Annotated in this window: 23 protein-coding genes and 2 tRNA genes; 8 read left to right on the top strand and 17 right to left on the bottom strand. The window is 69.6% G+C overall.

Annotated features, from left to right (window positions below):
• The first annotated feature begins 73 nt into the window (after positions 1-73).
• Positions 74-1,054 (top strand): alpha/beta hydrolase, encoded by a 981-nt coding sequence (locus BW949_RS07340; RefSeq protein ID WP_143524420.1) that lies wholly within the window; start codon positions 74-76, stop codon positions 1,052-1,054.
• On the opposite strand, the gene BW949_RS07335 is transcribed toward BW949_RS07340, so the two are convergent.
• From BW949_RS07335 to xseA, 4 genes are all read right to left on the bottom strand, one after another.
• Positions 987-1,610, bottom strand: coding sequence for an inner membrane-spanning protein YciB (locus BW949_RS07335; protein WP_076364505.1), 624 nt, complete (start codon positions 1,608-1,610; stop codon positions 987-989). The genes BW949_RS07340 and BW949_RS07335 overlap by 68 nt on opposite strands.
• Positions 1,611-1,613: 3 nt before the next feature.
• Positions 1,614-2,513, bottom strand: coding sequence for an EamA family transporter (locus tag BW949_RS07330; protein WP_076364917.1), 900 nt, complete (start codon positions 2,511-2,513; stop codon positions 1,614-1,616).
• Positions 2,514-2,543: 30 nt separating this feature from the next.
• Positions 2,544-4,214, bottom strand: a complete 1,671-nt coding sequence (gene ftsY, locus BW949_RS07325) for a signal recognition particle-docking protein FtsY (RefSeq protein WP_076364503.1) — start codon at positions 4,212-4,214, stop codon at positions 2,544-2,546.
• Positions 4,215-4,327: 113 nt separating this feature from the next.
• Entirely contained in the window at positions 4,328-5,938 is a 1,611-nt protein-coding gene (gene xseA, locus BW949_RS07320; protein WP_076364501.1) for an exodeoxyribonuclease VII large subunit, read from the bottom strand.
• 72 nt (positions 5,939-6,010) lie between these two features.
• On the opposite strand from xseA, the gene purD reads away from it, so the two are divergent.
• Positions 6,011-7,276 carry a phosphoribosylamine--glycine ligase gene (purD, locus tag BW949_RS07315; protein WP_076364499.1) on the top strand — a complete coding sequence of 422 codons (1,266 nt, stop codon included), beginning with the start codon at positions 6,011-6,013 and terminating at the stop codon, positions 7,274-7,276.
• A 95-nt stretch (positions 7,277-7,371) separates the two neighbouring features.
• Here purD and mltG read toward each other — a convergent pair whose 3' ends face one another.
• Together mltG and fabF are read right to left on the bottom strand one after the other, a co-directional pair.
• A complete protein-coding gene (gene mltG / locus BW949_RS07310; RefSeq protein ID WP_076364497.1) occupies positions 7,372-8,526 on the bottom strand; it encodes an endolytic transglycosylase MltG in 1,155 nt (384 codons plus the stop codon).
• Positions 8,526-9,788: a beta-ketoacyl-ACP synthase II gene (gene fabF / locus BW949_RS07305; RefSeq protein WP_076364495.1), complete on the bottom strand. Its 1,263-nt coding sequence runs from the start codon at positions 9,786-9,788 to the stop codon at positions 8,526-8,528. The genes mltG and fabF overlap by 1 nt, the downstream gene beginning before the upstream one ends.
• A gap of 345 nt (positions 9,789-10,133) precedes the next feature.
• On the opposite strand from fabF, the gene BW949_RS17645 reads away from it, so the two are divergent.
• Positions 10,134-10,448 carry a hypothetical protein gene (locus BW949_RS17645; protein ID WP_076364493.1) on the top strand — a complete coding sequence of 105 codons (315 nt, stop codon included), beginning with the start codon at positions 10,134-10,136 and terminating at the stop codon, positions 10,446-10,448.
• Here BW949_RS17645 and BW949_RS07295 read toward each other — a convergent pair.
• Both BW949_RS07295 and BW949_RS07290 read right to left on the bottom strand, forming a co-directional pair.
• Positions 10,394-12,187 (bottom strand): ABC transporter transmembrane domain-containing protein, encoded by a 1,794-nt coding sequence (locus BW949_RS07295; protein WP_076364491.1) that lies wholly within the window; start codon positions 12,185-12,187, stop codon positions 10,394-10,396. The two genes, BW949_RS17645 and BW949_RS07295, sit on opposite strands and share 55 nt — an antisense overlap.
• 139 nt (positions 12,188-12,326) lie before the next feature.
• A tRNA-Leu gene (locus BW949_RS07290) sits at positions 12,327-12,410 on the bottom strand.
• 227 nt (positions 12,411-12,637) lie between these two features.
• Between BW949_RS07290 and metG the strand changes: the two genes are divergently transcribed.
• Positions 12,638-14,347, top strand: coding sequence for a methionine--tRNA ligase (gene metG, locus BW949_RS07285; protein WP_076364489.1), 1,710 nt, complete (start codon positions 12,638-12,640; stop codon positions 14,345-14,347).
• Between the two features lie 112 nt (positions 14,348-14,459).
• Here metG and BW949_RS07280 read toward each other — a convergent pair whose 3' ends face one another.
• The 3 genes from BW949_RS07280 to BW949_RS07270 form a co-directional block, all read right to left on the bottom strand.
• Positions 14,460-14,666, bottom strand: coding sequence for a cold-shock protein (locus tag BW949_RS07280; RefSeq protein WP_076364487.1), 207 nt, complete (start codon positions 14,664-14,666; stop codon positions 14,460-14,462).
• A 289-nt stretch (positions 14,667-14,955) separates the two neighbouring features.
• Positions 14,956-15,042 (bottom strand) — tRNA-Leu (locus tag BW949_RS07275).
• 230 nt (positions 15,043-15,272) lie between these two features.
• Entirely contained in the window at positions 15,273-16,844 is a 1,572-nt protein-coding gene (locus tag BW949_RS07270) for a peptidoglycan-binding domain-containing protein (protein WP_076364485.1), read from the bottom strand.
• 205 nt (positions 16,845-17,049) lie between these two features.
• On the opposite strand from BW949_RS07270, the gene lipB reads away from it, so the two are divergent.
• A complete protein-coding gene (gene lipB, locus BW949_RS07265) occupies positions 17,050-17,775 on the top strand; it encodes a lipoyl(octanoyl) transferase LipB (RefSeq protein ID WP_268875844.1) in 726 nt (241 codons plus the stop codon).
• A 278-nt stretch (positions 17,776-18,053) separates the two neighbouring features.
• On the top strand, positions 18,054-18,470 hold the full coding sequence (locus BW949_RS07260) for a c-type cytochrome (RefSeq protein ID WP_076364481.1): 417 nt from the start codon (positions 18,054-18,056) through the stop codon (positions 18,468-18,470).
• A gap of 501 nt (positions 18,471-18,971) precedes the next feature.
• Here BW949_RS07260 and BW949_RS07255 read toward each other — a convergent pair.
• The 3 genes from BW949_RS07255 to BW949_RS07245 all read right to left on the bottom strand — a co-directional run bounded on the left by BW949_RS07255 (position 18,972) and on the right by BW949_RS07245 (position 21,035).
• A complete protein-coding gene (locus tag BW949_RS07255) occupies positions 18,972-19,316 on the bottom strand; it encodes a hypothetical protein (RefSeq protein ID WP_076364479.1) in 345 nt (114 codons plus the stop codon).
• A 341-nt stretch (positions 19,317-19,657) separates the two neighbouring features.
• Positions 19,658-20,341 (bottom strand): GatB/YqeY domain-containing protein, encoded by a 684-nt coding sequence (locus tag BW949_RS17320; RefSeq protein ID WP_076364477.1) that lies wholly within the window; start codon positions 20,339-20,341, stop codon positions 19,658-19,660.
• Between the two features lie 223 nt (positions 20,342-20,564).
• Positions 20,565-21,035 carry a GatB/YqeY domain-containing protein gene (locus BW949_RS07245; RefSeq protein WP_076364475.1) on the bottom strand — a complete coding sequence of 157 codons (471 nt, stop codon included), beginning with the start codon at positions 21,033-21,035 and terminating at the stop codon, positions 20,565-20,567.
• Between the two features lie 182 nt (positions 21,036-21,217).
• Here BW949_RS07245 and carA point away from each other — a divergent pair, with 182 nt between their 5' ends.
• Together carA and BW949_RS07235 are read left to right on the top strand one after the other, a co-directional pair.
• A complete protein-coding gene (gene carA, locus BW949_RS07240; RefSeq protein WP_076364474.1) occupies positions 21,218-22,378 on the top strand; it encodes a glutamine-hydrolyzing carbamoyl-phosphate synthase small subunit in 1,161 nt (386 codons plus the stop codon).
• Positions 22,379-22,663: 285 nt separating this feature from the next.
• Complete coding sequence (locus BW949_RS07235) at positions 22,664-24,712, top strand: glycosyltransferase (protein ID WP_076364472.1); 2,049 nt, start codon at positions 22,664-22,666, stop codon at positions 24,710-24,712.
• A 50-nt stretch (positions 24,713-24,762) separates the two neighbouring features.
• On the opposite strand, the gene BW949_RS07230 is transcribed toward BW949_RS07235, so the two are convergent.
• The 3 genes from BW949_RS07230 to BW949_RS07220 all read right to left on the bottom strand — a co-directional run bounded on the left by BW949_RS07230 (position 24,763) and on the right by BW949_RS07220 (position 26,490).
• Complete coding sequence (locus tag BW949_RS07230; RefSeq protein WP_076364470.1) at positions 24,763-24,957, bottom strand: hypothetical protein; 195 nt, start codon at positions 24,955-24,957, stop codon at positions 24,763-24,765.
• A 13-nt stretch (positions 24,958-24,970) separates the two neighbouring features.
• On the bottom strand, positions 24,971-25,576 hold the full coding sequence (scpB, locus tag BW949_RS07225; RefSeq protein WP_235816245.1) for an SMC-Scp complex subunit ScpB: 606 nt from the start codon (positions 25,574-25,576) through the stop codon (positions 24,971-24,973).
• 134 nt (positions 25,577-25,710) lie between these two features.
• Positions 25,711-26,490 (bottom strand): segregation and condensation protein A, encoded by a 780-nt coding sequence (locus BW949_RS07220; RefSeq protein ID WP_076364468.1) that lies wholly within the window; start codon positions 26,488-26,490, stop codon positions 25,711-25,713.
• Positions 26,491-26,492: the final 2 nt, after the last annotated feature.

The raw sequence follows: 26,492 nt of genomic DNA, 5'->3' as shown, positions 1-26,492 counted from the left end.
GCGTCAGGGCGCGTCAGACGGAAAGGACCGCAGGGAAGGCAGATCCACGCACCGCGCAATGGGAGATGCGCCGATGCCGCTTGTGACGATCAATGCCGACGAACCGCTGCCCCCGCGCCTGACCGCGCTGGCCGCCGGCCTGCCCGAAGGCGCGCCGCTCATCTTCATGCTGCATGGCTATGGGTTCTCGCCGCGCCGCCATGCCCATTCCCCGCACGCCCATATCCTGTCGCTGACCCCGCGCAAGCACCGCAGCGCGCGGTCCTGGCCCAGGGCGCTGGGCTTCGGCACCGGCGCCCCCGACGAAGGCTTGGCCATCGCCTTCGGCTGGGAAGCCCGCGGCCGGCTGCACGAGGCCTATGCCCGCGCCGACGAGGTGGGCGTGGCACTGGCCTGCGCCATCACGCGGCTGGCGCGGGCGGCGCGCCGCCCCGTGGGGGTGATCGCGCATTCGCTGGGCGCGCGCGTGGCGCTGGCGGCGCTGCGCGCGCTGCCCGCAGACGCCGCCGGCGCGGTGGGCCGCGTCATCCTGCTGTCGGCGGCCGAGTTCCGCGGCCCGGCGCTGGCGGCGCTGGATGCCCCCGGCGCCCGCGGCACCGAGGTGTTCAACATCACCACGCGCGAGAACGATCTTTTCGATTTCGCCATGGAACGCTGGCTGGGGGCGCCGCGCGGCAGCGCGCTGGGCCATGGGCTGGGCGGACACGGGCCGGGCCCGCACGGCCAGGGCGGCGGGCGGCGCAACTGGCTGGATATCCAGATCGACGATCCGGCCACGCTGACGGCGCTGGCGGGGCTGGGCCATCTGGTGCAGGGCGCCCCGGCGCGGGTGTCGCATTATTCGCCCTATCTGCGGCCGGGCCTCTTCGGGCTTTACCGGATGCTGCTGCGCCGGCCCGGTGAAATGCCCCTGCCCTGGCTGGCCGAATTGCTGCCCGCCGAACAGGCGCCGCGCTGGTCGCGGCTGCGCGCGCCGCTGGACGGGGTCATTTCGGCGCTGCGTCATCGTCCTGTGGCAGCGCGTACCGGGAGAACAGCCCCCCCTGCGCCATGAAGAACGCAAACATGATCAGCGGCAGGCCAAAGACCTTGAAATTGACCCAAGTTCCGTCGCTGAACAGCCGCCAGACCGCCTCGTTGGCCACCGCCAGCGCCAGGAACAGCCCGATGATGCGCCGCGTCAGGATGCGCCAGCCCTCGGGCTGCATCGGCAGCACCTCGTCCATGACCAGCGCCAGCCAGGATTTCCCCAAAAGCGCGCCAAGCCCCAGCACCCCGGCAAAGAGAAGATAGATGATCGTGGGCTTCATCTTGAAGAAGCGCGGGTCATTGAGCCAGACCGACAGCCCGCCGAAGACCAGCACCAGAACCAGCGTCGCCGCCTGCATCGGCGCCATGCGCCCGGTCAGCCGCCACAGCGCCAGGATCGAGACCACGAGGATCGGCACGAAGGCCGCCGTCGCCACCACGAAGCCCGAATATTCGGTGCCGAGCAGGCTCACGCTCTGGTCCTTGAGCCGCGCGAAGACGACGAAGAAGACCACCAGCGGGCCGAATTCCAGCCCGAACTTGAGCCAGGGGTTGATCTTGCGTCCGGTCTTGTCGGTCATGCTTCAGCCTCCCGTTTCCACCACCACCGCGCCCAGCGCGATCAGGGCCATCAGGCCGGTGCGCACCGGCCCCACCTTCTCGCCCAGAACCAGCCACCCGATCAAGGCGGCGAAGACGGCCGAGGTCTCGCGCAGGACGGCGGCCTCGCCGACCTTGTCCAGCCGCGTGGCCATCATGACCGACCCGAAGGACAGATAGGCCACCAGCGCGCCGAAGATCCCCCGCCGCGCCAGCGCCAGCGCCTCGGGGCGGGCCAGACGCGCCAGCCGCGGCGCCAGCAGGAGCGGCATCAGCCAGCCGTCGAGAAAGAAGAACCACGCAAGGAAGGTGAAGGGATCGGCCGTGGCGCGGATGCCATAGGCGTCATAGGTCGTGTAGGCGGCGACAAAGACGCCGGTCAGCACCGCCAGCCCCAGCGCCGCGCCCAAGGTCTCGCGCCCGCCCTCCAGAAAGCGGAAGTTATAGGCGGCAAGCCCGAAGATCCCCGCCAGCAGCACCCCTACACCAAGCCATTGCTGCGCCGTGAAATGTTCCGAGAAGACCACGCCCGCGGCCAGCACGGTGATGAGCGGCCCCGTGCCGCGCACGACCGGATAGACCACCGTATAGGCGCCGCGCATGTAGGTGGCGGCCTGGGCGAACTTGTAGCCCGAATGGATGACGAAGGCGCCCGCAAAGATGGGCCACATATGCGGCTCGGGCCAGGGCACGAGAAACAGCGCCACCGGCGCCGCCATCAGCCCATAGGCCAGGTCGATGCCCGCCCGCGACAGCCAGGGGTCATGCCGCCCCTTCTGGAGCGCGCCGAAAAGCGCATGCAGAAGGGCGGCCGACAGCGCCAGGATCAGCGCCGCCTGATGGCCGGCCTCGGTCCCCTCGATCGAGGTCAGATATCCGCTCATGTCCATCTCAGGCCCGCCGGGCGGTGGCGGTCATTCCTCGAGCCCCACCAGCGCCTGCGCAAATTCGTCGGGGTCGAAGGCGTCCAGGTCGTCGATCTGCTCGCCCACGCCGATAGCATGGATCGGCAGGCCGAACTTGTCGGCCAGCGCCACCAGCACGCCGCCGCGCGCGGTGCCGTCCAGCTTGGTCATCACCAGCCCGGTCACGTCGGCCAGCTTCTGGAAGGTCTCGACCTGGCTCAGCGCGTTCTGGCCGGTGGTGGCATCCAGCACCAGAAGCGTGTTGTGCGGCGCGGTCGGATCCTTCTTGCGGATCACGCGGACGATCTTGGCCAGTTCCTCCATCAGATCCTGACGGTTCTGAAGCCGCCCGGCCGTGTCGATCATCAGAAGGTCGGCGCCCTCGGATTGCGCCCGCGTCATGGCGTCGAAGGCCAGGCTGGCGGGGTCCGAGCCCTCGGGCGCGGTCATCACCGGCACGCCCGCGCGTTCGCCCCAGACCTGGAGCTGCTCGACCGCGGCGGCGCGGAAGGTGTCGCCCGCAGCGATGATGACATTCTTGCCCGCATCGCGGAACTGCGCGGCCAGCTTGCCGATCGTCGTCGTCTTGCCCGAGCCGTTGACGCCCACGACCAGAACCACCTGCGGCTTTTGCGGATAGATCGGCAGCGGCTTGGCCACGGTGTCCATGATCCGGCCGACCTCCTCGGCCAGCGCCTCCTTGATCTCGCGCACCGACAGGCGCTTGCCCAGACGGCCCTCGGCAATATTGGCCACGACCCGCAGCGCGGTATCAACGCCCATATCGGCGGTGATCAAGACTTCCTCGAGCTGTTCGAGCATCGCGTCGTCCATCTCGCGCCGGGGTTCGGGGCCACGCGGACGCGGGGCCGCGGGACGCGCGGCCTCGGCGGCGTCCTCGTCCTCGGCGGGACCACGGCCGAACATCCGCCCGAAAAAGCCCCGCTTCTGCCCCTCGTCCCCTGCCGGGGCCTCGACCGACGCCGCCGCCATCGGCTGCGGTTCGGGTTCGGGTTCGGGTTCGGGTTCGGGTTCGGGTTCGGGTTCGGGTTCGGGTTCGGGTTCGGGTTCGGGTTCGGGTTGAAGCTGCTCCGGTGCGGGCGGCGGGGCAAGCGCTTCGGGCGCGGCCGGCGCCTCGACCTGAGCCGCCTCGGGGACCGCCTCCGGGACCGTCTCGGAAACAACGTCCTCGGGGGCTTCGGGCTCCGCAACATCCGCGGGCGCGCGTTCCTCGGACACGATGTCCGCGGGGAGCGCGGGCTCGGCGCGCATCTCAGGCGCGGGCTCGGATCTCTCGGGCTCGGGGTCGGCAACCTCCGCCACCTCGGACGTCTCGACCGGATCGGTCCCCGCGGGCGTCTCCAGAACCAGCGGCGCAAGCGGCGCAGGTTCGGGCTCGGGCTCCGGCGTGGCTTCGGCTGCGATCGCGGGCTCGGGTTCGGAGGCTCCGGGCGCGGCCTCCTGGGCCTCGGCGCGCGGCTTGCCCTCCTGATAGGACCGCAGAACCTCGTCGGCAATCGCGCTCAGATCGGCGCCCGGCCCCTCGGGGGTGCGGGCGGACTCGGGAGTGCGGTCGGGCTCGGGGGCGCCGTCACCTTCGCCGACAATCGCGGACAGACCCTCGTCGATCTTCGAGGACGACTTGCCCAGACGCGTCTTGAGCTTGGAGAAAAAGGACATCGGCCGCTCCCCTCATGCTGGCTGCCCGTTGCGGACCGCCAAACACCTAATCAATCCCGCGCGCGAGGAAAAGGCACCGATGCGCGCATCCGCCCGCTTTTCGGGCCCCGCGCTCAGAAAAGCGACCCCTGATCGCCGTCGCGGCCCCGCGGCGCCCGGCGGCGCGCGGGCTTCGGCGCCGCGCCGCCGGACCCGCCCGGCACCGGGGGACCGCCGCCCGCCCCGACCGCCATGCGGCCGTCGTGGAATTCGATCTCGAGCGCGGCGGCCCGCGCCGCCGTGGCCCGATCCGTCACCAGCGCGCCCGCGCCGTCGCGCACCACCGCAAAACCGCGCCGCAAGGTCTCGCGGTAACCCAGCGTCTGGCGCAGCCGCTCGGCATGATCGAGCCGGGCGCGCCGGTCCTCGAGACGCTGCGCCATCGCCCGGTCAAGCCGCACCGACAGATCGCCCAGATCAACCGCCAGGCGGGCCTCGGGGCCGGTGACGCGCTGGTTCAGCCGATCCAGCGCCGGGCGCAGCCGCGCGGCCAGCCCGTCAAGACGCTCGCGCCCACGCTGGGCGGGCTGGGCGGCCAGACGCGCCAGCTTCTCGCCGCGCTCGCGCAGGGCGCGCGCCTCCCAGGCCAGGAACCCGCGCAGAAGCGACGGCGCCAACCGCGCGCCCCGCACCGCCAGATCGCCGCGCCGCCGCGCAACCAGCCCCCGCAGCCCCGGTTCAAGCCGCTCGGCCCACAGGTCAAAGCGCTGCCGCGGGCCGGTCAGCAGGGTCTGCGGCCGGCCCAGCGCGCGCCCCAGATCGGCCAGCCGCTGGCGGCGCGCCTCGGCGCGGGCGGTCTCGGCGCGGGTCAGCCGGGCGCCCGCCTCGGCCACGCGCGCGATCAGCTCGCGCCGGACCGGAACCGCCATCTCGGCCGCGGCCGTGGGCGTGGGCGCGCGCAGATCGGCGGCATGGTCGATCAGCGTCGTGTCGGTCTCGTGGCCCACCGCCGAGATCAGCGGGATCGCGCTTTCGGCCGCGGCGCGGACCACGATTTCCTCGTTGAAGCCCCACAGATCCTCGAGACTGCCGCCGCCGCGCGCCACGATCAGCAGGTCTGGCCGCGGGATGCGCCCGGACAGATCGCCCGCCGGCAGCGCGTTGAAGCCGCGGATGGCGCGGGCGACCTCCTCGGCGCAGGACTGGCCCTGCACGGCGACCGGCCAGACCAGCACATGACGCGGGAAACGTTCGCGCAAACGGTGCAGGATATCGCGGATCACCGCCCCCGAAGGCGAGGTCACGACCCCGATCACCTGTGGCAGGAAGGGGATGGGCCGCTTGCGGGCGGGGTCGAACAGCCCCTCGGCTGCCAGCGCCTTGCGGCGACGCTCGAGCATGGCCATCAGCGCGCCTTCCCCCGCGGCCTGCACGTCATCGACGATCAGCTGATATTTCGACTGGCCGGGAAAGGTGGTCATCCGGCCAGAGGCAATGACCTCCATGCCTTCCTCGGGCAGAAGGCCCATCCGCGCCACCTGCCCCTTCCACGAGACCGCGGCGATCACGGCGTTCTCGTCCTTGAGATCGAAATACATGTGCCCCGAGCGCGGCCGCGAGACCCGCCCGACCTCGCCGCGCACGCGCACGCGGCCAAACTCGCCCTCGACCACCCGCTTCACCGCGCCGGACAATTCCGACACCGTGAACTCGGGCGCATTGCCCCCCTCGATCAGCTCGTCCATCGGCAAACCTTGTGAAACCGTCACCGCCAGCTTAGAACGCGCCGATCCGAGGGCCAAGAGGGGGCAGAGGCGATGAACATCCTGGTGCTGGGCGGCGGCGGGCGCGAACATGCGCTGGCCTGGGCGATCAAGCAGAACCCCAAATGCGACCGGCTGATCGTGGCGCCGGGCAATGCCGGGATCGCGGCCCTTGCCGAATGTGCCCGGCTGGACATCCTCAACCCCGCCGAAGTGGTCGATTTCTGCGCCGAGAATGCGGTGGATTTCGTCGTGATCGGCCCCGAGGCGCCGCTGGCCGCCGGTGTGGCCGATGCGCTGGACGCGTCCGGAATTTCAGTTTTCGGACCTTCTGCGGCCGCGGCCAGGCTCGAAGCGTCCAAAAGTTTCACAAAGGCGATCTGCGACGCTTGCGGGGCCCCCACCGCCGCATGGGCGCGCTTTGACGCCGCCGAACCCGCGCGCGCCTATATCCAGGCGCAAGGCGCGCCGATCGTGGTCAAGGCCGACGGGCTGGCCGCGGGCAAGGGCGTGATCGTGGCCATGACCGAGGCCGAGGCGCTGGCCGCGGTGGACGACATCTTTGGCGGGGCCTTCGGCGATGCGGGCGCCTCGGTCGTCATCGAGGAATTCATGCAAGGCGAAGAGGCCAGCTTCTTCGTGCTGTCCGACGAGCGCGACGTGCTGGCCGTGGGCACCGCGCAGGACCACAAGCGCGTGGGCGAAGGCGACACCGGCCCCAACACCGGCGGCATGGGCGCCTATTCCCCCGCCCCGATCCTGACCCAGACCGTGGCCGATCAGGTCATGGCCGAGATCATCCGCCCCACCATCGCCGAGATGGCCCGCCGCGGCACACCCTTCCGCGGCGTGCTCTATGCCGGGCTGATGATCGACGGCGGCCGCGCGCGGCTGGTCGAATATAACGTCCGCTTCGGCGACCCCGAGGCCCAGGTTCTGATGATGCGGCTGGGCGGGCAGATCCTCGATCTGATGATGGCCGCGGCCGAGGGCCGGCTGGCCGGGATGCAGGTGAATTGGGCCCAGGATCACGCGCTCTGCGTGGTCATGGCGGCCAAGGGCTATCCGGGCGATTACGAAAAGGGCTCGGTCATCGGCGGGCTGGCGGCGCTGCCGGAAAGCGCGCGGCAGATGCTGTTTCATGCCGGCACCGCGATGCAGGATGGCGCGGTCGTGGCCAGCGGCGGGCGGGTGCTCTGCGCCACCGCGCGCGGCGACAGTCTGGCCCAGGCCCGCGACGGCGCCTATGCGCTGGTCGATGCGGTGGACTGGCCCGAGGGCTTTTTCCGGCGCGACATCGGCTGGCGCGCGCTGGACTGAACCGGCCGGAACAGCGGAACGCAAAAGGGCGGCTGGGGGGCCGCCCTTTTCATTTTCGAACATTTCCGGGCCCGTTCAGCCCCCGAATGCACCGATCAATTGCCCTGACGCTGCGCCTCGATCTCGCGCCAGCGGGCAACGTTGCGGTTATGCTCGGCCAGGGTCGTGGCGAAGACATGGCCACCGGTGCCATCGGCCACGAAATAGAGATCGTCGGTCTGGGCCGGGTTCAGCGCCGCCGCGATCGCGGCCCGTCCGGGGTTGGCGATCGGGGTCTGGGGCAGGCCGTCGATGACATAGGTGTTCCAGGGCGTCTCGCGGCGCAATTCGCTCTGGCGCAGGCCGCGGCCCAGCACCCCCTGCCCGCGCGTCACGCCATAGATCACGGTCGGGTCGGTCTGAAGCTTCATGCCCCGGCGCAGGCGATTGACGAAAACCGCCGCCACACGCGCGCGCTCCTCGGCGATGCCGGTTTCCTTTTCGACGATCGAGGCCATGATGAGCGCCTCTTCGGGGCTTTCATAGGGCAGGCCATCGGCACGCGCGGCCCAGGCGGCGGCCAGAATGGCGGATTGCCGGGCCTCCATCTCGGCCAGAAGCGCCGCGCGATCGCTGCCGCGGGTCACCTCGTAGCTTTGCGGCGAGAGCGTGCCCTCGTCGGGAACCTCCTCGACATTGCCGGTCAGGAACGGCGCGGCCTTAAGCGCCTCGACCACCTGCCAGGAGGTCACGCCCTCGGCCAGCGTCACCCGCACCCGCAGATCGGATTTGGACAATTCCGACGAAACCTCGGCCGGAACCTCCTCGGACAGAGGGTCGAATTTCGCTTTTTCAACATAGCGGCCCGTGACGGGGTCCAGTTCGCGCAGGATGATCCGGGTCGCGTTCACCCCCACGCGATAGTTCAGTTCGCTGCCGCAGGTCGACGGGCCGCCGTCGGTCAGCACCCCCACCACCTGGGACATCGAAGCCCCTTCCGGGATGAGATACGAGCCATATTTCAGCGCATTGGCCCGCCCGGCGTAATCGGCGCCCACCCGGAAGATATAGGACGAGGACACGACCCCCTGCGCGGCCAGATCCTCGGAGACAGTCGAGAGCGCCGCCCCCGGCGCCACGCGCACGCAGACGGCCTCGGCCAGGGGGCCGGGCCCCTCATACTGGTGCTTGACCCAGGCGGCCAGCGTCCCCAGCCCGATCAGGATCACGACCAGCAGCGTCAGGAAATTCGAGACGATGTGGCGCCACATCAGCCCTGGACCCGCCCCAGCACGAGGCTGGCATTGGTGCCGCCGAAGCCGAAGCTGTTGGACAGCGCCACGTCGATCTTGCGCTTGACGGGCGCATTGGGCGCCAGGTCGATGCGCGGGCTACCGGCCGGGTTGTCAAGGTTCAGCGTCGCCGGAGCGATCTGGTCACGGATGGCCAGGATCGAGAAGATCGCCTCGACCGCGCCGGCCGCGCCCAGCAGGTGCCCGACCGAGGATTTGGTCGAGGACATCGTGGTCTTGGGCGCGTGATCGCCCAGAAGGCGCTCGACCGCGGCCAGTTCGATCACATCGGCCATGGTCGAGGTGCCATGCGCGTTGATGTAATCCACCGCCTCCGGGGTCAGACCCGCGCGCTTGAGCGCCGCCGTCATCGACCGGAAGCCGCCGTCGCCGTCCTCAGAGGGGGCGGTGATGTGATAGGCGTCGCCCGACATGCCATAGCCCAGCACCTCGGCATAGATCGTGGCGCCGCGCGCCTTGGCGTGTTCGTATTCCTCAAGGACGACACAGCCCGCGCCCTCGCCCATGACAAAGCCGTCGCGGTCGGCATCCCAGGGCCGCGAGGCGCGGGTGGGATCGTCCTCGCGCTTGGTCGAGAGCGCCTTGCAGGCGTTGAAGCCCGCGATCCCGATCTCGGAGATCGGGCTCTCGGCGCCGCCGGCCACCATCACGTCGGCATCGCCCCATTGGATGATGCGCGCGGCATCGCCGATGGCATGGGCGCCGGTCGAGCAGGCGGTGACGACGGCGTGGTTCGGACCCTTGAAGCCGAAGCGGATGGACACCTGCCCCGAAACCAGGTTGATCAGCGCGCTGGGAATGAAGAAGGGCGACACCCGTTTGGGCCCCTTGTCGCGGATCAGCAGCGCGGTGTCGGCGATCGCGCTGAGCCCGCCGATCCCCGAGCCGATCATCACCCCGGTGCGCAGGCGGCTTTCCTCGTCCTCGGGCATCCAGCCGGAATCGCGCACCGCCTGAGTGGCCGCGGCCATGCCGTAAAGGATGAAGTCATCGACCTTGCGGCGGTCCTTGGGGTCCATCCAGTCGTCGGGGTTGAAGGTGCCGTCGGTGCCATCCCCCAGCGGCAGCTCGCAGGCATAGCGGGTGGTCAGACGCTCGGGGTCAAAGCGCGTGATCCGGCGCGCGCCCGACTGACCGGCCAGAAGGCGCGACCACGTGGTTTCGACACCGCACCCGAGCGGCGTGACCATTCCCAGACCCGTGACGACAACGCGACGCATGACATACCTCTTTGGGCAGAAAATTTCGCCGGTTTGATACACGGGGGGGGGGCTGCGCGCAACACACGGGCGCGTGGGAGCGGCGAGACGCGGCCTATGGGCGCGGGGCGGCGGCCCGCGAAGGAGCAAAGGCGCGGCCCGCCCCTGCCCCCTTCGGGCCCAAACGCACGGCGGACCCCGGCGCAAGGCGGGTTCAGTCCTACGGGATGCGCAGCACCTGGCCGGGATAGATCTTGTCGGGGTGGCTGAGCATGGGCGTGTTGGCCTCGAAGATCTCGGGATGCGGTTGGCATCGCCCGGGGTCTTGCGCGCGATGGCCGACAGCGTGTCGCCCTTTTCGACGGTGTGCAAGACGGCCGCGCCGGCCTCGGCCTCGGCCTCGACCGCGGCCACGCCGTCCACATTGCCCACCGCCAGGATGATCTTCTCGCGGGTCTCGGCATCGGCCGGCCCGCCCGTCACCACGACCTTGTCGCCCTCGACCTTCAGCTCGACGCCGGTGTCATCCAGGCCCAGCGCGCGCAATTCGCTGCGCAGCACCTCTTCGTCGGGCGCCGCGTCCGTGACTGGACGCAAAAGGAAGCGGCGCTGGGCGGAAAAACGCCTCAGGCCGCGGCGTCCGCCCCTTGCGTGAACTGGAGCCGCGCCAGCCGCGCATAGAGCCCGCCCTCGGCGACCAGCGCCTCGTGGGTGCCCTGCGCCACGATCCGGCCCTGATCGAAGACCACGATCCGGTCGGCCTTCTTCACCGTGGCCAGCCGGTGCGCGATGATCAGCGTGGTGCGGTCGCGCGCCAGGGTCTCGACCGCGGCCTGAACCGCGCGCTCGCTTTCGGCATCGAGCGCCGAGGTCGCCTCGTCCAGAAGCAGGATCGGCGCATCGCGCAGGATCGCCCGCGCAATCGCCACGCGCTGCTTCTGCCCACCCGACAGCATGACCCCGCGTTCGCCCAGGAAGGTCTCATAGCCCTCGGGCAGCGCGGCCAGGAAATCATGGGCGTGGGCGGCGCGCGCGGCGGCCTCGACCTCGGCGTCGGTGGCCTCGGGGCGGCCGAAGCGGATGTTCTCGCGCGCCGAGGCGGCAAAGATCACCGGATCTTGCGGCACCAGCGCGATCTCGGCGCGGAAATCGGCGCGCGCCAGGCTGCGCAGGTCGTGCCCGTCCAGCGTCACGCGGCCGGTCTCGGGATCCCAGAACCGCTGGATCAGCTGGATCACGGTGGTCTTGCCCGCCCCCGAGGGCCCGACCAGCGCGACCGTCTCGCCGGGCGCAATGACCAGGTTCACGTCGAGAAGCGCCGAGACATCCGGGCGCGACGGGTAATGGAAGCTGACGCCTTCAAAGGCGATGGCCCCTTTCACCGGCCGGGGCAGCGCCGCCGGACGCGGGGGATCGGTCACCGTGTCCTCGGTGGCCAGCAATTCGCCCAGCCGCTCGGTCGCGCCGGCCGCGCGCTGCAATTCGCCCCAGATCTCGGTCAATGCGCCGACCGACCCGGTCAGCATCACCGCATAGATGACGAATTGCACCAGCTCGCCCGCCGACATCGCGCCCGCGCGCACGTCCCGCGCCCCGATCCACAGCACGCCCACGATCCCGGCGAAGACGCAGAAGATCACGATCACCGTCATGATCGCGCGGGTCGAGACGCGCTTCATCGCCGCGTCATAGGAATGTTCGGTGGTTTCGGAAAAGCGCGCGGCCGAGCGGGTCTCGTTGGTGAAGGCCTGCACCGTCTGCGCGGCCAGAAGCAGCTCGGACGCCGAACCCGACGAGGCCGCGATCCAGTCCTGGTTCTCGCGCGAGAGCTTGCGCAGGCGCCGGCCCAGCACCACGATCGGCACGATCACCGCCGGCACGATCAGCAGCACCATCCCCGACAGCTTGGCCGAGGTCAGCCACAGCATCAGAAGCGAGCCCACCAGCATCAGGATGTTGCGCAGCGCCACCGACACCGACGATCCCACCACCGACAGGATCAGCGTGGTGTCCGTGGTCAGCCGGCTCAGGATCTCGCCGGTCAGCACCTTCTCGAAGAAGGCCGGGCTCAGCCCCATGACGCGCGCGAAGACCGCCTTGCGGATATCGGCCACGACGCGCTCGCCCAGCCGGGTGACCAGGAAATACCGCGCCCCGGTGCCGATCGCCAGAAGCCCGGCGATGACCAGCGCGGCCACGAAGTAATGGTCCAGAAGCTCGGCGCCCTCGTTGAAACCATCGACGACGCGGCGCACCGCCAGCGGCAGGATCAGGCTGATCGCGGCGGTCAGGACAAGGGCGGCCAGCGCGGCCAGGGCCTGGCCCTTGTAGGGCCGGATGAAGGGCTCGAGCCCCCGCAGTGCGCCCACACGCTTGCTGCGCGGCCGGTCCTGCGCCGGATCATCGGATCTGCGAACCATCGGTCGAGGCCTCCCCCCCTGCGTCACCCTGTCCGGGTTTAGGGGCCAAGACGCCCATGGGCAAGGCCATAAGCCCCGCGCGCCCCGCCCCGGAACGGAACGTCGCCCCCCTGCGGACGGCGGCGGATGCCTGAAAAGGTGGTGCGGGCGGCGGGACTCGAACCCGCATGGGCAAGCCCGGGGCATTTTAAGTGCCGTGCGTCTACCATTCCGCCACGCCCGCGCCGCCTTCTGGCTAGCGGCGCGGGCGGGTTCTGGCAAGGGCGCCATGCGCTCCACGGTCGCAACATTCTGTCCTGCACCCCATGGCGCAACATTCTACCTGCGCGCCCCTGCCACAGACCCGCGAGCGCAACGCAACCGGGGCGGCCGTTCATTGCTCTGGCCCTCGGCGCGGCATCAGGCTAAACCGCGCTCAGCCCGATCCCCCCATCCCGAAAGGCGCACGCGATGGCCCGACATCTCATCACCTCCGCCATTCCCTACATCAACGGCATCAAGCACCTGGGCAACCTGGTCGGCAGCCAGCTGCCCGCCGATCTCTATGCCCGCTACCTGCGCGCGCGCGGGCACGAGGTGATGTTCATCTGCGCCACCGACGAACACGGCACGCCCGCCGAGCTGGCCGCGGCCAAGGCCGGCAAGCCCGTCGCGGACTATTGCGCCGAGATGCATGAGGTGCAGGCCCGCATCGCACGCGGCTTCCGGCTGTCCTTCGACCATTTCGGGCGCTCGTCCTCGGCCGAGAACCGCGCCCTGACCCAGCATTTCGCCAAGCGCCTGGCCGAGGAAGGGCTGATCCGCGAAGTCACCGAGAAACAGATGTATTCGGTGGCCGACGGGCGCTTCCTGCCCGACCGCTACATCGAGGGCACCTGCCCCAATTGCGGCTACGATTCGGCGCGCGGCGACCAATGCGACAATTGCACCAAGCAGCTCGATCCGGTGGATCTGATCGAACCGCGCTCGGTCATCTCGGGCTCGACCGACCTCGAGATGCGCGAGACCAAACATCTGTTCCTGTGCCAGTCGGCGATGAAGGACAAGCTGGCCGCATGGATCGACAGCAAGACCGACTGGCCGGTGCTGACGACCTCGATCGCGCGGAAATGGCTCTTTGACGGGGACGGGCTGCAGGACCGCGGCATCACCCGCGACCTGAGCTGGGGGGTGCCTGCGCAATTCGACGGCGCGCCCTGGGCCGGCATGGACGGCAAGGTCTTCTACGTCTGGTTCGACGCGCCCATCGAATATATCGCCGCCACGCAGGAATGGGCGGCCGCGACGGGCGGCGACTGGGCGCGCTGGTGGCGCACCGACAAGGGCGCCGACGACGTGACCTATACCCAGTTCATGGGCAAGGACAACGTGCCCTTCCACACCCTGTCCTTCCCGGCCACGATCCTGGGCTCGGCCGAACCCTGGAAGCTGGTCGATTACATCAAGTCGTTCAACTACCTGAACTATGACGGCGGGCAATTCTCGACCTCGCGCGGGCGCGGGGTGTTCATGGATCAGGCGCTCGAGATCCTGCCGGCCGATTACTGGCGCTGGTGGCTGCTGAGCCATGCCCCCGAGAATTCGGACGCCGAATTCACCTGGGAGAATTTCCAGACTTCGGTGAACAAGGATCTGGCCGACGTTCTGGGCAATTTCGTCAGCCGCGTGACCAAGTTCTGCCGGTCGAAATTCGGCGAGGCTCTGCCCGCAGGCGGTGTGACCGGCCCGCGCGAGGCCGAGCTGATGGCCGAGCTGGAAACGCGCATCCGCACCTATGAGGGGCTGATGGAGGCGATGGAGGTCCGCAAGGCCGCCGCCGAGCTGCGCGCGATCTGGGTGGCGGGCAACGAATATCTGCAAGCCGCGGCCCCCTGGTCGACCTTCAAGACCGACCCCGAGACCGCGGCGGCACAGGTGCGCCTGGCGCTGAACCTGGTGCGGGTCTATGCGGTGCTGTCGGCACCCTTCATCCCCGATGCCGCCGCGGCAATGCTGGCGGCGATGGGCACCGAGGACCGCAGCTGGCCCGAAGATATCGGCGCCGCGCTGGCGGTCCTGCCCGAGGGTCACGCCTTCACCACGCCCGACGTTCTTTTCCGCAAGATCGCCGACGAGGAGCGCGAGGAGTGGCAGCGCCGCTTCGCCGGCCGCCGCGACTGACCCCCCGGGGAGGAACGGCCCCTTCGAACAGGGGCCCGAAATGCAAAACGGGGCGCGTGATGCGCCCCGTTTTTCAATCTTCATCGCCGATGGGGGCGATCGTGGCTCGGCCTCAGGCCAGCGCCAGATTGGTCGCCGACTCGCGGCCGTCACGGCCCGCTTCCACGTCGAAGGTCACGCGCTGGCCGTCGGCCAGTTCGGTCAGACCGGCGCGCTGAAGCGCGGTCACATGCACGAAAACGTCGCGTTTCCCGCCTTCGGGGGCAATGAAGCCATAACCCTTGGTGGCGTTGAACCATTTCACGGTGCCGTTGGCCATCGTGAGAACTCCTGATCTATGCCGCCCGCGGAACTGCGGCGGCCCGGCTCGGTCAGTGCAGAATCGAAAGGACCGGGCCGTGACGGATCAGTGGTTCGATAAAGGTAACGTCGCTGCGAGGACATATGCGCAAAAGGCCGGAAAAAATCAAGACGTGCGTGGCCGGGCGCGCGGTTGTGCGCCGCCCCTGACAGCGGCATGTCGCCGCTGCAAGGGACCGCAAAATGCGCAAGGGCCCGTGGAAACCACCGGCCCTGAACAGGGGAAGCTACTGATATCAGCAGAAGATTGGTGCGGTCGAGAAGACTCGAACTTCCACGGGAGTTACCCCACAGCGACCTCAACGCTGCGCGTCTACCAATTCCGCCACGACCGCACTGCCTTGGCTTGGTGGCGGGTGTTTAGCCGAGCCGCCGGGCGTTGAAAAGAGGAAACTTGCATGCCGCGGCGATTATCCATGCCGCGCGCCAGGGGCCCCTTGCGCCGCCCGCGCCCGCCGGATCCGGGGCCACATCCACCCCGGCAAAACGCGCGCCCGGAGCCTGTCCGGGCGCGCCCTGTCGCATCGCCGCCGGGGCCCCTTCGGCCCGGCGGGTCGGGCCCATGTCAGGGGCGCAGCAGCGCGCCCGGCAACCGCAGGATATTGGCCATGCCCGAGGCCACGCCCACCGGCTGCGACGAGGCCGCCGTCACCGTTGCCGGGCTGGGCGCCGGGGCCGCCGGGGCGCTGATCTCGGCGGTCGCGGGCGCCGAGGGCGCGGGCGTCAGCGCGCCCTGCACCTGCGGGGCAACCGCCGCCGGCGCGGCGGGCGCCGGGGCCATCGGGGCGAAATTCGGCAGCGCGGCCGGCACGGGGGCTGCGGGTTGCAGCAGATCGGCGCGCCCGCTCAGCGTATAGGCGGCGCGGCGGATCAGCTCGGTGCGCTCGGGCTGGCCGGGCGCAAAGACCGCCCCCCCCCCCTGCCCCAGCGCGTCGATCCCGCCCTGATACCAGGCCAGCGCCAGATCCGGGCGGCGGCTGGTCCCGAAGCCCATGGCCAGGTGGTGGCCCAGAAGCTCGTCATAGACCTTCTCGCCCAGCGCATCGAGCACCAGCGCCGAGCCGATGGCCGTATCCATGTTGTCGGTCCGATAGCCCACCGACAGACAGATCTTGGCGGTGTCGGTCAGCTGCGCCGGCGCCATGCCCGAGGCCAGAACGAAGCTGGCCACGCCCGCGCTGACCGCGGCGCGATCCTGAAGCGACAGCGCGGCGACATGGTCGCGCAGCGCGGTGCCGAACCCCTCGCACTGGCGGGCGATCTCGTCTGCGCTGACCCCTTGAATGCGCGCGACCAGTTCCTCGCCCTGGGTGATCGCATAGGTGCGGGCCAGGCAGAATTGCTCGCCCAAGGCCTGGTTCGGGTCGGTCATCGAGGCCGCGGTGACAAAGCCCCCGTTCGACGAGGTGACCAGATTGACCCGGTTGCAATGCGAGGCCAGCGACGCCTGCGTGGTCATGCCGCCCAGGAAATTCGGCAGCGCCGGAGCCGTGGCCGCCGGAACCGAAGCCGCCGCGGGCGGCTCGGCGCCTTCGGGGCTGGGCTGCTTGTTCAGCACGCCCAGCGTGCCCGCGGCTGCCGCGCCCGCCGCCATGGTCCCCGCCGCCATCGTGCCGGCAGCCATCCCGCCGCCGGGCGGAAGACCCAGCGTGGCATCGCGCCATTCGACCAGAAGACCCTTCATCCCCATCGGGTTCGCCGCCGCCTGCTGCATCGTCAGCGCGCCGCCCGCGACCGCGCGGTGATAGGACGAGACCAGATGGTTGCGTTCGAATTCGGTCAGCTGGCCGGTGGGCGGATAGCCCAGCGTGACCTGATACTGGGTGATGGCCGCGCGCGAGCGCCGCCCCATCACCCCGTCGGGCGCACCCGCATCAAAGCCGAAATGGTTGAGCGCGGTCTGGGTTTCGCGGTTGGCCTGGCGCTGCGCCGTATTGGCCGAACTGCGCTGCGTCGTGGCCCGGTGGTTGGTGGTGTTCTGACGCGAATGGCGCGCCATGTCCGCGGCGATGGCGCCGCCGATGATCCCGCCGACCAGGCCGCCGACCAGGCCGTTGCCGTCGGCGCGCGCGCTCGTGGCCGAGGTGACGCTGAGCATGGCAACCAGGCTCACACTGACAAGTTTGGACATCTTCATGCTGGTTTCCCCCCGGAACTCCTGTCCGCCCGCCCCCCATCCGCGGGAACCTCGAGGCGGACGGCCGCCACGCATCGACGGTCATCATGATTCGAGTGTTGGCCCGAATCACGCCCAAGGCAAGAAAAACGAACTTGCAACGCCCCCGGGCTTGCGGCGAATTGTGCAAGATACCGCCCTTTCCGCGCGCAGCCGCCTGCCGCATCTGCCGCAACGCCCAGCAAGGACCGCCCCCATGGTCGAATGGATCGTGTCACAAGATCTCGTGGCTTACCCCCAGGCATTGGCAGAAATGGAGGCCCGCGTGGCCGCCATCCATGCCGGCACCGCCGACGAGGCGATCTGGCTGCTCGAGCATCCGCCGCTCTATACCGCCGGGACATCCGCGCGCCCTGCCGATCTGCGCGACCCCGGCCGCTTCGAGGTCCACATCGCCGGGCGCGGCGGGCAATACACCTATCACGGGCCCGGCCAGCGCGTCGTCTATGTCATGCTGGACCTCAACCGCCGCGGCCGCGACGTGCGCCGGTTCGTGTCGGCGCTCGAAGGCTGGGTGATCGCCACGCTGGCCGATTTCGGCGTCACCGCCGAGCGCCGCGAGGGCCGCGTCGGCGTCTGGGTGCGCCGCCCCGGAAAGCCCCCCCTGCCCGACGGCACCCCGCGCGAGGACAAGATCGCCGCCATCGGCATCAAGCTGCGCCGCTGGGTGTCGTTCCACGGCCTGTCGATCAACGTCGAGCCGGAGCTGAGCCATTTCGACGGGATCGTGCCCTGCGGCATCACCGGGCATGGGGTCACCAGCCTGGTGGATCTGGGATTGCCGATGACGATGGCCGATCTGGACGCGGCCCTTCACGCAAATTTTCCCGACCTGCTGGCCGCCCTGGCCGCGCCGGGCCATCCGCGCCCGGAAAATCCCGCAAGTGACTAGAAAATAATCAGAAAAACAACTCACTCCCAGACGTTTCGCCGCACCCCCTTGAATTCAGGGCGGGAAAACCCCGCCCATATTGGGCATTGAAGCCCCTTTCCCGGCGAAATCGACGCGAAAAGACGCCCTTGGCGGGCCTTGCACCACCGTGACGATTTTGCCTTGTTAAGATTGACGTGCTATACCGCACGCCGGAATCACTGGCCGCGTGCGTTGGAGGTGGGAGGAGCCAGCTCTCACGCCTTGGTCAAAACTCCTGAGCAAACAAGGAAAACGCGATGAAGACCAGCCTGTTCGCCACCCTCGCCGCTCTCGCCCTGGCGACGCCTGCCTTCGCCGAAGGCGACCCCGCCGTGGGCGAGAAGGAATTCATGAAATGCCGGGCGTGCCACTCGATCATCGCGCCCGATGGCACCGCCATCGTGAAAGGGGCCGCCGTGGGCCCGAACCTCTATGGCGTGGTCGGCCGTCAGGTCGCCTCGGTCGAAGACTTCCGCTACGGTGACTCGATCGCCGAGCTGGGTGCCTCGGGCGCGGTCTGGACCCCCGAGGAAATCGCGGATTACATCACCGACCCGACCAAATACCTGCGCGCCAAGACCGGCGACAAGAAAGCCAAGGGCAACATGGCGTTCCAACTGCGCAAGAAGCAGGAAGACGTCGTGGCCTATCTGCAATCGGTCGTGACCGAATAAGCAGAACGTCCCGTCACGGGCATTCAGGGGGCGCATCGGCTTGGGTCGGTGCGCCCCTTTTCTGTGGTGCGTGCCTTGGCGATGCGCGTTCCGGGCGGGATGCGTTTTGGGCGGGGCGTGTTCCGGGCGGGGCGTGTTCCGGGCGGTGGCCCGTGTTCGCGCGGGATCTGCTCCCCCGGCTGCTACCCGCAGTCGGGCCGGACACGGGGGCCCGATCACAAGCCCCACCTCCCCGTCAGAGAGCGCGCGCCCCCGATCACGACGCGGCGCTTGTCGCCCGCCCCTGGCCGCATGCAGCACATGGCAAGGACGCCCCGGTCACGGGCGCACATGGCAAGAGCGCCCCGGACAAAGGCCCGGACAGGGCGGGACGGCAAAAGCGGACATGCGAAAAGGGCCGCCATGATCGGCGGCCCGCGCGACTGTCCCTGCCCCACCGGCATCTGGTCAGGCAGGACCGGCGGGCTGCCTCCGGGCCGCCCCGCTCGGGCACAGCCCGCGTCAGTTGCGCGTGGCGTTGTCCTTGGGCTCGACGATCTCGGCATCGGGGGCCGACGCCTGCACGTCGATCACCTTGACGCCAGGGGCGGCGCGCGCGTCCTCGTGTTCGAGCTCCTCCTCCAGCTCGTCGGCCTTCAGCTGGAAGAACCGGCGCGCCATGTCCTCATACATCTCGCGGGCCAGAAGCAGCCCCATGACCACCGCGGTCAGCATGAACACCCAGCGGTATTGCACGACCACGAACAGGGCGATGAAGACATGCAGCACGACCATGGTGCCCGCGGCCACCCGAAGAATGGTCACCGGCAGGTCGCTGAGATGCGTGCCCTTGAAAAAATGCGCCATGCGTTTTCCTTCCTGATCTGCGCGTGCGCCCGGCGGACGCGAACCCCGGCAAAGATCGGTTGCCGCGTCCCGATTGCAAGGGCCACCCGGACGCTTTGTCGCAAGCCCCCGATGTGACCCCGTTCGCCTCCCGATACGGCCCCGATACGGTGATGCGCCGGGCCCTTTCCATGACATGAAACGCACACGGCTGCCAGCCGCATCACGGACCCGAGCGGCACCGAGGTCTTCTGGGGCAAGGGTATACCTGAACCTGCGTTACATAATCCTTTATGATCACGCCCCACCCGGCCGCGTCACCCGCCCGAACGCCCAAGGGCCACGGCAGCCGCGCCCCCGCGTCACAGAAGCCGGCGCTGCACCTCGGGGAGGGCGGCGGCGAAATCCATCCGGCCCGCGTAGCTGCGGCGCAGCTCCTGCATCACCCGGCCCATGTCGCGGACCGACTCCGGGCCCACCTCGGCGATGGCGGCCTCGATGGCGGCGTCGACCTCGTCGGGGCCAAGCGGCGGCAGGGGCGCGGGGTCTTGAGCGGGCTCGGCCGGGGCGCCCGTCCCGGGGCGCGCGCCGGTGCCGGGACCATAGCGCCCCGCCCGCGGCATCGCCCCGGCCGGTTTCGGCGGCGGCGGGCTGGGCGCCCAGGCCGCGTCGGACGTCATGGCGTCGGATCTCGTGCTGACGGTTGGCGGCGCGTCGGGCATCCTGCGGGCGGGCGTCACCGGAGCCGCGATCCTGGCCTGCCGCAACCGCGTCAGCCGCGGACGGCGAATGCGGCCCGGAGCGCGCCGGTCCTCCTCAAGCTCGTCGGATTTCAGCCGGAAGAAACGGGCGGCCATGTCCTGATACATCTCGCGCGCAAGCAGAAGCCCCAGGATCACCGCCGTCAGCGCAAAGACCCAGCGATACTGGACCACCATGAAATTGGCGATCAGCACATGCAGCACGACCAGAACCCCGGCCAGCACCCGCAGCAAGGTGACCGGCAGTTCGAGAAGATGGCTCAGCTTGCGAAATCGAGGCCTCATCGCCCCCCTCCTGTTCTGCCTGTCGCGCTTGCGCGCCCCGCCGCCCAGATCGGGACGCCGCGCGCGCCCCGCAAGGGGGGCACGGACGCTTTGTCACAGGCGCGATCGCTTTTGCCGGGCCTTCTTAGCGCGCGGATGTTGCCGGGGTGTTGACACGCCCCCCCCCGATACGCCGTCAAGACACCCCCCCTGCTACGCCGCCATGAGGGGGCCCGCGGCCGGCCTAGAGAAGGCGGTTCTTGACCTGCGGGCCGACGGTGGCGAAGTCCATGCGCCCGGCGTAGCGCCCCTTCAGCTCGGCCATCACCCGGCCCATGTCGCGGATCGAGGCGGCGCCGGTCGCGGCGATGGCGGCCTCGACGGCGGCGGCGACCTCGTCTTCGGACATCGGGCGGGGAAGGAATTCCTCGAGCACGCGGATCTCGGCCAGCTCCTTCTCGGCCAGTTCCAGCCGCCCGCCCTCCTCGTAGGCGCGCGCGCTTTCCTGGCGCTGGCGGACCATGCGCCCCATCACGGCGATGATCTCGTCATCGGCCAGCCCGGCGGGGGCGGTGCCCTCGGGCGCACTGCCGCGCTGGGCAATCTCGCGGTCCTTGATCGCGGCATTGACCAGACGCAGCGTCGACAGACGGACGGGTTCCTTGGCCTTCATGGCCTCCTTCAGGGCCTGGTTGATCCGGTCACGCAGGGCCATTGGCTGTCCTCCTGAACTGGGAAGCCCCGAGATTACCGCCAAAGCAGCAGGGACACAAGCGAACGAACACATGCCAAGACATTGTTTTTGAACAATAATTTAGGCCAGATTTCCGCTTGACCCGCGCCAGCCGCCCCCTTAGGTTCCCACAGATTTCACTCCCCCCGCGAAAGAGACTCGTCATGCCCGCCCGCATCTTTCCCGTGCCGACCGCGCTGATCGCGCTTGCCGATGGTTCGCTGTTTTACGGCCACGGGTTCGGTGCACCGGGCGAGACGGTGGCCGAGCTGGTCTTCAACACCGCCATGACCGGCTATCAGGAGATCATGACCGATCCGTCCTATGCCGGGCAGGTCGTCACCTTCACCTTCCCCCATGTCGGCAATGTCGGCATCACCCCCGAGGATGACGAGGCCGCCCAGCCCGTCGCCGCCGGCATGGTGGTCAAGTGGGATCCGACCGAGCCGTCGAACTGGCGCGCGACCGGGGATCTGACCGCCTGGCTGGAACGGGGCGGCCGCATCGGCGTGGGCGGCATCGACACGCGGCGGCTGACGCGGGCCATCCGCCAGCAGGGCGCGCCGCATGTGGCGCTGGCCTACAACCCCGAAGGCAAGTTCGACATCGAAGCGCTGGTGGCGCGGGCGCGCGGCTGGAAGGGGCTGGTCGGGCTGGATCTCGCGCGCGAGGTCAGCTGCACCCAATCCTATCGCTGGAACGAGACCCGCTGGGCCTGGCCCGACGGCTATGGCCAGCGCACGGGCGACGGCCTGCGCGTCGTCGCCGTGGATTACGGCGCCAAGCGCAACATCCTGCGCTGCCTGGCGTCGGCCGGCTGCGACGTGACCGTGCTGCCCGCCACCGCCACCGCCGAAGACGTGCTGGCGCTGAACCCCGATGGCGTGTTCCTGTCCAACGGTCCGGGCGACCCGGCGGCCACGGGCGAATATGCCGTGCCGATGATCCAGGGCATCCTGAAGGCCGATCTGCCCGTCTTCGGCATCTGCCTTGGCCACCAGATGCTGGCGCTGGCGCTGGGCGCACGCACCATCAAGATGAACCACGGCCACCACGGCGCCAACCATCCCGTGCAGGACCGCGAGACCGGCAAGGTCGAGATCACCTCGATGAACCATGGCTTTGCGGTGGACAGTCAGACCCTGCCCGAAGGCGTGCTGGAAACCCATGTCAGCCTGTTCGACGGGTCGAACTGCGGCATCCGCATGGCCGACCGGCCGGTGTTCTCGGTGCAATATCACCCCGAGGCCAGCCCCGGCCCGCAGGACAGCTATTACCTGTTCGAGCGCTTCGCACAGGCCATGCGCGCGCGGCGCGCAGCCTGACAAGCGCCTGAGGCGATTCGCTTTTCGGGATCGAGGGGGTGATCGGGCGATCGCCCCCTTGGCATTTTGGGGGCCGCGCGGGTTCTGCCCACAGCCGGCGCAGGCTTTGCCCACAGGCTTATCCACAGGTCTTGGTTAATGTTCCGTGAGCGTTCCGGGCGGCGCGGTCGCACCGCCGCGCTTTTGACTCAAAATCGTTCTCGGAACCGCACTAATTAACGCTGCATTAACCATCGGTGGCTCTCCTTTAAGGCGAAGTCTGCTCTTCTGTGTGTGTCTGCTGCCATGTCTGTCATTGTTCCCATCGACGGGGCGCGCAAGCGCGCCGCCGCCCGGCCCCGTGTGGCCCGTGCTCCCGCCGGGGGCCGCAAGCCCCTGGGCCAGATCCTTGTCGAGATGCAGGCCGTCTCGCCGGGTAACCTGCTCAAGGCCCTGGCCATGCGCGACCGCCAGGGCACCCGCCTGGGCGAGATCCTGCGCGCCCATGGCTGGGTCAGCGAAGCCGACCTGATGCGCGCGCTGGCGCAGCAATGGAACGCCGCGGTGGTCGATCTGGCCGCCGAACCGCCGGACCCGCGCCTGATCGACCGGCTGGGGGCAAAGACTTGCCTTGTCAATGGCATGGTGCCGTGGAAACGGGTGGGCGATGCGCTGCTGATCGCCACCTCGCGCCCCGAGGAATTCGTCCGCCTGCGCCACGAACTCCCGGCCGAGCTGGGCCCGTTCCGCATGGTGCTGGCCGGCGAACGCGCCATCCACGACGCGCTGCTGGCGCGCCGCCAGACCGCGCTGATCCGCGCCGCCGAAACCTGTGTCGCCGCCGAGGACAGCTGCCGCATCCACGCCGAGGACCGGGTGTCGCAATGGGCACTGATCGGGCTTGGCGCGCTGGCGCTGGGCCTGCTGATCGCACCGCTGTGGGTGTTCGGGGCGCTGATGGCGGTCACCGTGGGCTCGCTGGTGCTGTCGACCGCGCTCAAGGCCGCCGCCCTGATCGCCGAGATCCGCGGCCGCGCCCGCGCCGCCCGCCGCGCCCAGCCCGAACGCCCCCTGATCGCGCGGCTTCCGATCGTGTCGATCATGGTCCCGCTTTTCCGCGAGGACGACATCGCCGGACGGCTGGTCAAGCGGCTGGAGCGGCTGGAATACCCGCGCGAGGCCATGGATATCCTGCTGGTGGTCGAAGAAAGCGACGCCCTGACCCGCGCCGCGCTGGCCCGCGCGCGCCTGCCGCAATGGATGCGCGTGATCGTGGTGCCCGACGGCCCCATCCGCACCAAGCCGCGCGCGCTGAACTTCGCGCTGAACTTCTGCCGCGGGTCGATCGTGGGGGTCTATGACGCCGAGGACGCCCCCGAGCCCGACCAGATCCACAAGATCGTCCGCCGCTTCCACGAGCGCGGCCCCGAGGTGGCCTGCCTGCAAGGCATTCTCGACTTCTACAACCCGCGCACCAATTTCCTGGCCCGCGCCTTCACCATCGAATATGCGGCCTGGTTCCGGGCCATGCTGCCGGGGCTGGCGCGGCTGGGGCTGGTGGTGCCGCTGGGGGGCACGACGCTGTTCTTCCGGCGCGCCGCGCTCGAGGCACTGGGCGGCTGGGACGCGCATAACGTCACCGAAGACGCCGATCTGGGCGTGCGCCTGGCCCGGCGCGGCTATCGCACCGAACTGGTGGACACTGTCACCCACGAGGAAGCCAATTGCCGCGCGCTGCCCTGGGTCAAGCAGCGGTCGCGCTGGCTCAAGGGTTATGCGATGACCTGGGGCGTGCACATGCGCCGGCCCGGCCAGCTGTGGCGCGAGCTGGGGCCCTGGCGCTTCCTGGGCTTTCAGGTGCTGTTCCTGGGGGCGCTGGCGCAATATCTGCTGGCACCGCTCCTGTGGACGCTGTGGCTGATGGCGGCGGGCCTGTGGCATCCGATCAGCGCCCTGGCCGCGCCCGAGGCTTTGATGGCGCTGGTGGCGCTGTCGATCGGCTGCGAGGCGCTGTCGATGACCCTTTCGGCCTGGGCCGTGCGCGGGCCGCGCCATCGGCACCTGTTGCCCTGGGTGCCGTTCCTGTCGCTCTATTTCCCGCTGGGCACCTTTGCCGCCTGGAAGGGGCTCTATGAGGTCATCACCCGCCCCTTCTACTGGGACAAGACCTCGCACGGGATCTATGACGCCGGGCACGAGGACGGCGCCGAGACGGGCACGGACCCCGCGCCCCCGCCCGCGCCGCGCCTGCCGCCCCATGACGGCGGCCCCGGCCGCGGCGCGCCGCAGCTCTGCCCGATCCCGGTGCATCAGGTGGCCGCCGTCGCCTGCCCCCGGCGCGAGACCGCCCTCTGAGGGCAAGGCCGAGCAGCCGGGCGGCGACGCAAACGCAGGCGCGCGCGGCGCTAGCGGCCGATCCGGCGCATCAGCCGCATCATCTGGCGGGCGCGGCGGGCGGTCTCTTGCCCCTGCCGCGCGGCCTCGCGGTCGGCCGGGGTCTGCGGCCCGCCCTGTCCGCGCGCGGCGCTGTCGATCCCACGCCGCACGCCTTGCATCAGCACCCGCCGCAGGATGCGGTTCAGGATGGCCTCGAAGGACATTGCCGTTCTCCCTTCAGCTTTCGAACAGGTCGCTCTGGTCGTCGTCGTCATCAAGCGGCTCGAACAGCCCCTCGTCGTCGGCCTCGTCGCGCGGGCCCCCCATGCCCCCCGGCAGCGGCCGCGAGTCAAGCAGCCCCGCCGCCCGCAGATCCTTGAGGCCCGGCAGATCGCGCGGGCTTTCAAGGCCGAAATGATCAAGAAACGCCGGCGTCACCACGAAGGTCACCGGCCGGCCCGGCGTCATCCGCCGCCGCCCGAAGCGGATCCAGTCCATCGCCAGCAAGAGGTCGATCGTCCCGCGCGAGACCGCGACGCCGCGAATTTCCTCGATCTCGGCGCGGGTGACGGGCTGGTGATAGGCGATGATGGCCAGCGTCTCGATGGCCGCGCGCGAGAGCTTGCGTTCCTCGACCACCTCCTTGTGCATCAGGAAGCCGAGATCGGGCGCGGTGCGCATCGCCCAGGCATCGCCCACGCGCACCACGCGCACGCCGCGCCCCTCGTAGCGGCGACGCAGCAGCACCAGCGCCTCGGCCGGATCGCAGCCATGCGGCAGGCGGCGGTCCAGTTCGGCCAGCGTCACCGGCGCGGCCGAGGCAAAGAGGATCGCCTCGACCATGCGTTCCTGTTCGGCCAGCGGCGGCGCGGTGAAGAGGCTGGGCTCATCGCGCCGTTCGCGCGGATCCTCTACCGGCGCGAAGGCGGGCGCCTCGGCGGCGTCGAAGGGGGACTCGAAGGGAGACTCGTCGGGGCTCATTCGCTTCTCCGGCGGACCGAAATCGGGGCGAAGACCTCGGCTTGGCGCAGCTCGATCCGGCCCTGGCGCGCCAGCTCCAGCGAGGCCGCGAAGGTGGCCGCGGTCGCCGCGCGGCGGCGGCGCGGATCGGCCCGCCAGCCCTCGGGCAGAAAGGTCTGAAGCTCGGTCCAGTCGGGCAGATCGCCGACCAGCGCGCGCAGCCGCTCGAGCGCTTCCTCCATCGTGTAGACGTCGCGCCGGTCAAAGGCATAGGGGCGGAACTCGTCGCGGGTGCGGATGCGCGCATAGGCCCGCATCAGGTCCAGAAGCGTGGCGCCATAGCGCACGCTGCGCACATGCGAGATTTCCTCGGGCGCGCCGCGGGCAAAGATATCGCGCCCCAGCCGGTCGCGCGCCATCAGCTGGGCGGCGGCCTCGCGCATGGCCTGGAGCCGCTCGAGCTGGAAGGCCAGATGCGCGGCCATGTCCTCGGCCGAGGGGCCTTCTTCGGCGGGATCGGGCGGCAGGAGAAGGCGCGACTTCAGATAGGCCAGCCAGGCCGCCATCACCAGATAATCGGCCGCCAGCTCGATGCGCAACGCCTTGGCGCGGTCGACGAAGGCCAGATATTGCTCGGCCAGTTGCAAGACCGAAATGCGCCGCAGGTCCACCTTCTGGCTGCGCGAGAGCGTCAGCAGCAGGTCGAGAGGCCCCTCGAAACCGTCCACATCGACGATCAGCGCCTCGGCCTGAAGGCGCTCGGCCACCGACGGCTGAAGGGGCAGTTCCGCGGCCATCC

The sequence above is a fragment of the Phaeovulum vinaykumarii genome, from assembly GCF_900156695.1.
GTDB lineage: Bacteria > Pseudomonadota > Alphaproteobacteria > Rhodobacterales > Rhodobacteraceae > Bieblia_A > Bieblia_A vinaykumarii.
This window is presented reverse-complemented; position numbering and strand designations above follow the sequence as displayed.

Bases quoted from the DNA above. Each gene is read 5' to 3' on its own strand.
- BW949_RS07280 (WP_076364487.1), bottom strand. From the start codon at position 14,666: ATGGCCAACGGCACCGTGAAATGGTTCAACGCCACCAAGGGTTATGGC.
- BW949_RS07295 (WP_076364491.1), bottom strand. From the start codon at position 12,187: ATGGTTCGCAGATCCGATGATCCGGCGCAGGACCGGCCGCGCAGCAAG.
- BW949_RS07260 (WP_076364481.1), top strand. From the start codon at position 18,054: ATGAAGACCAGCCTGTTCGCCACCCTCGCCGCTCTCGCCCTGGCGACG.
- metG (WP_076364489.1), top strand. From the start codon at position 12,638: ATGGCCCGACATCTCATCACCTCCGCCATTCCCTACATCAACGGCATC.
- carA (WP_076364474.1), top strand. From the start codon at position 21,218: ATGCCCGCCCGCATCTTTCCCGTGCCGACCGCGCTGATCGCGCTTGCC.
- BW949_RS07330 (WP_076364917.1), bottom strand. From the start codon at position 2,513: ATGAGCGGATATCTGACCTCGATCGAGGGGACCGAGGCCGGCCATCAG.
- BW949_RS07230 (WP_076364470.1), bottom strand. From the start codon at position 24,957: ATGTCCTTCGAGGCCATCCTGAACCGCATCCTGCGGCGGGTGCTGATG.
- purD (WP_076364499.1), top strand. From the start codon at position 6,011: ATGAACATCCTGGTGCTGGGCGGCGGCGGGCGCGAACATGCGCTGGCC.
- BW949_RS07220 (WP_076364468.1), bottom strand. From the start codon at position 26,490: ATGGCCGCGGAACTGCCCCTTCAGCCGTCGGTGGCCGAGCGCCTTCAG.
- xseA (WP_076364501.1), bottom strand. From the start codon at position 5,938: ATGGACGAGCTGATCGAGGGGGGCAATGCGCCCGAGTTCACGGTGTCG.
- scpB (WP_235816245.1), bottom strand. From the start codon at position 25,576: ATGGTCGAGGCGATCCTCTTTGCCTCGGCCGCGCCGGTGACGCTGGCC.
- fabF (WP_076364495.1), bottom strand. From the start codon at position 9,788: ATGCGTCGCGTTGTCGTCACGGGTCTGGGAATGGTCACGCCGCTCGGG.
- mltG (WP_076364497.1), bottom strand. From the start codon at position 8,526: ATGTGGCGCCACATCGTCTCGAATTTCCTGACGCTGCTGGTCGTGATC.
- BW949_RS07245 (WP_076364475.1), bottom strand. From the start codon at position 21,035: ATGGCCCTGCGTGACCGGATCAACCAGGCCCTGAAGGAGGCCATGAAG.
- BW949_RS07270 (WP_076364485.1), bottom strand. From the start codon at position 16,844: ATGAAGATGTCCAAACTTGTCAGTGTGAGCCTGGTTGCCATGCTCAGC.
- BW949_RS07340 (WP_143524420.1), top strand. From the start codon at position 74: ATGCCGCTTGTGACGATCAATGCCGACGAACCGCTGCCCCCGCGCCTG.
- BW949_RS17320 (WP_076364477.1), bottom strand. From the start codon at position 20,341: ATGAGGCCTCGATTTCGCAAGCTGAGCCATCTTCTCGAACTGCCGGTC.
- ftsY (WP_076364503.1), bottom strand. From the start codon at position 4,214: ATGTCCTTTTTCTCCAAGCTCAAGACGCGTCTGGGCAAGTCGTCCTCG.
- BW949_RS07255 (WP_076364479.1), bottom strand. From the start codon at position 19,316: ATGGCGCATTTTTTCAAGGGCACGCATCTCAGCGACCTGCCGGTGACC.
- BW949_RS07235 (WP_076364472.1), top strand. From the start codon at position 22,664: ATGTCTGTCATTGTTCCCATCGACGGGGCGCGCAAGCGCGCCGCCGCC.
- BW949_RS07335 (WP_076364505.1), bottom strand. From the start codon at position 1,610: ATGACCGACAAGACCGGACGCAAGATCAACCCCTGGCTCAAGTTCGGG.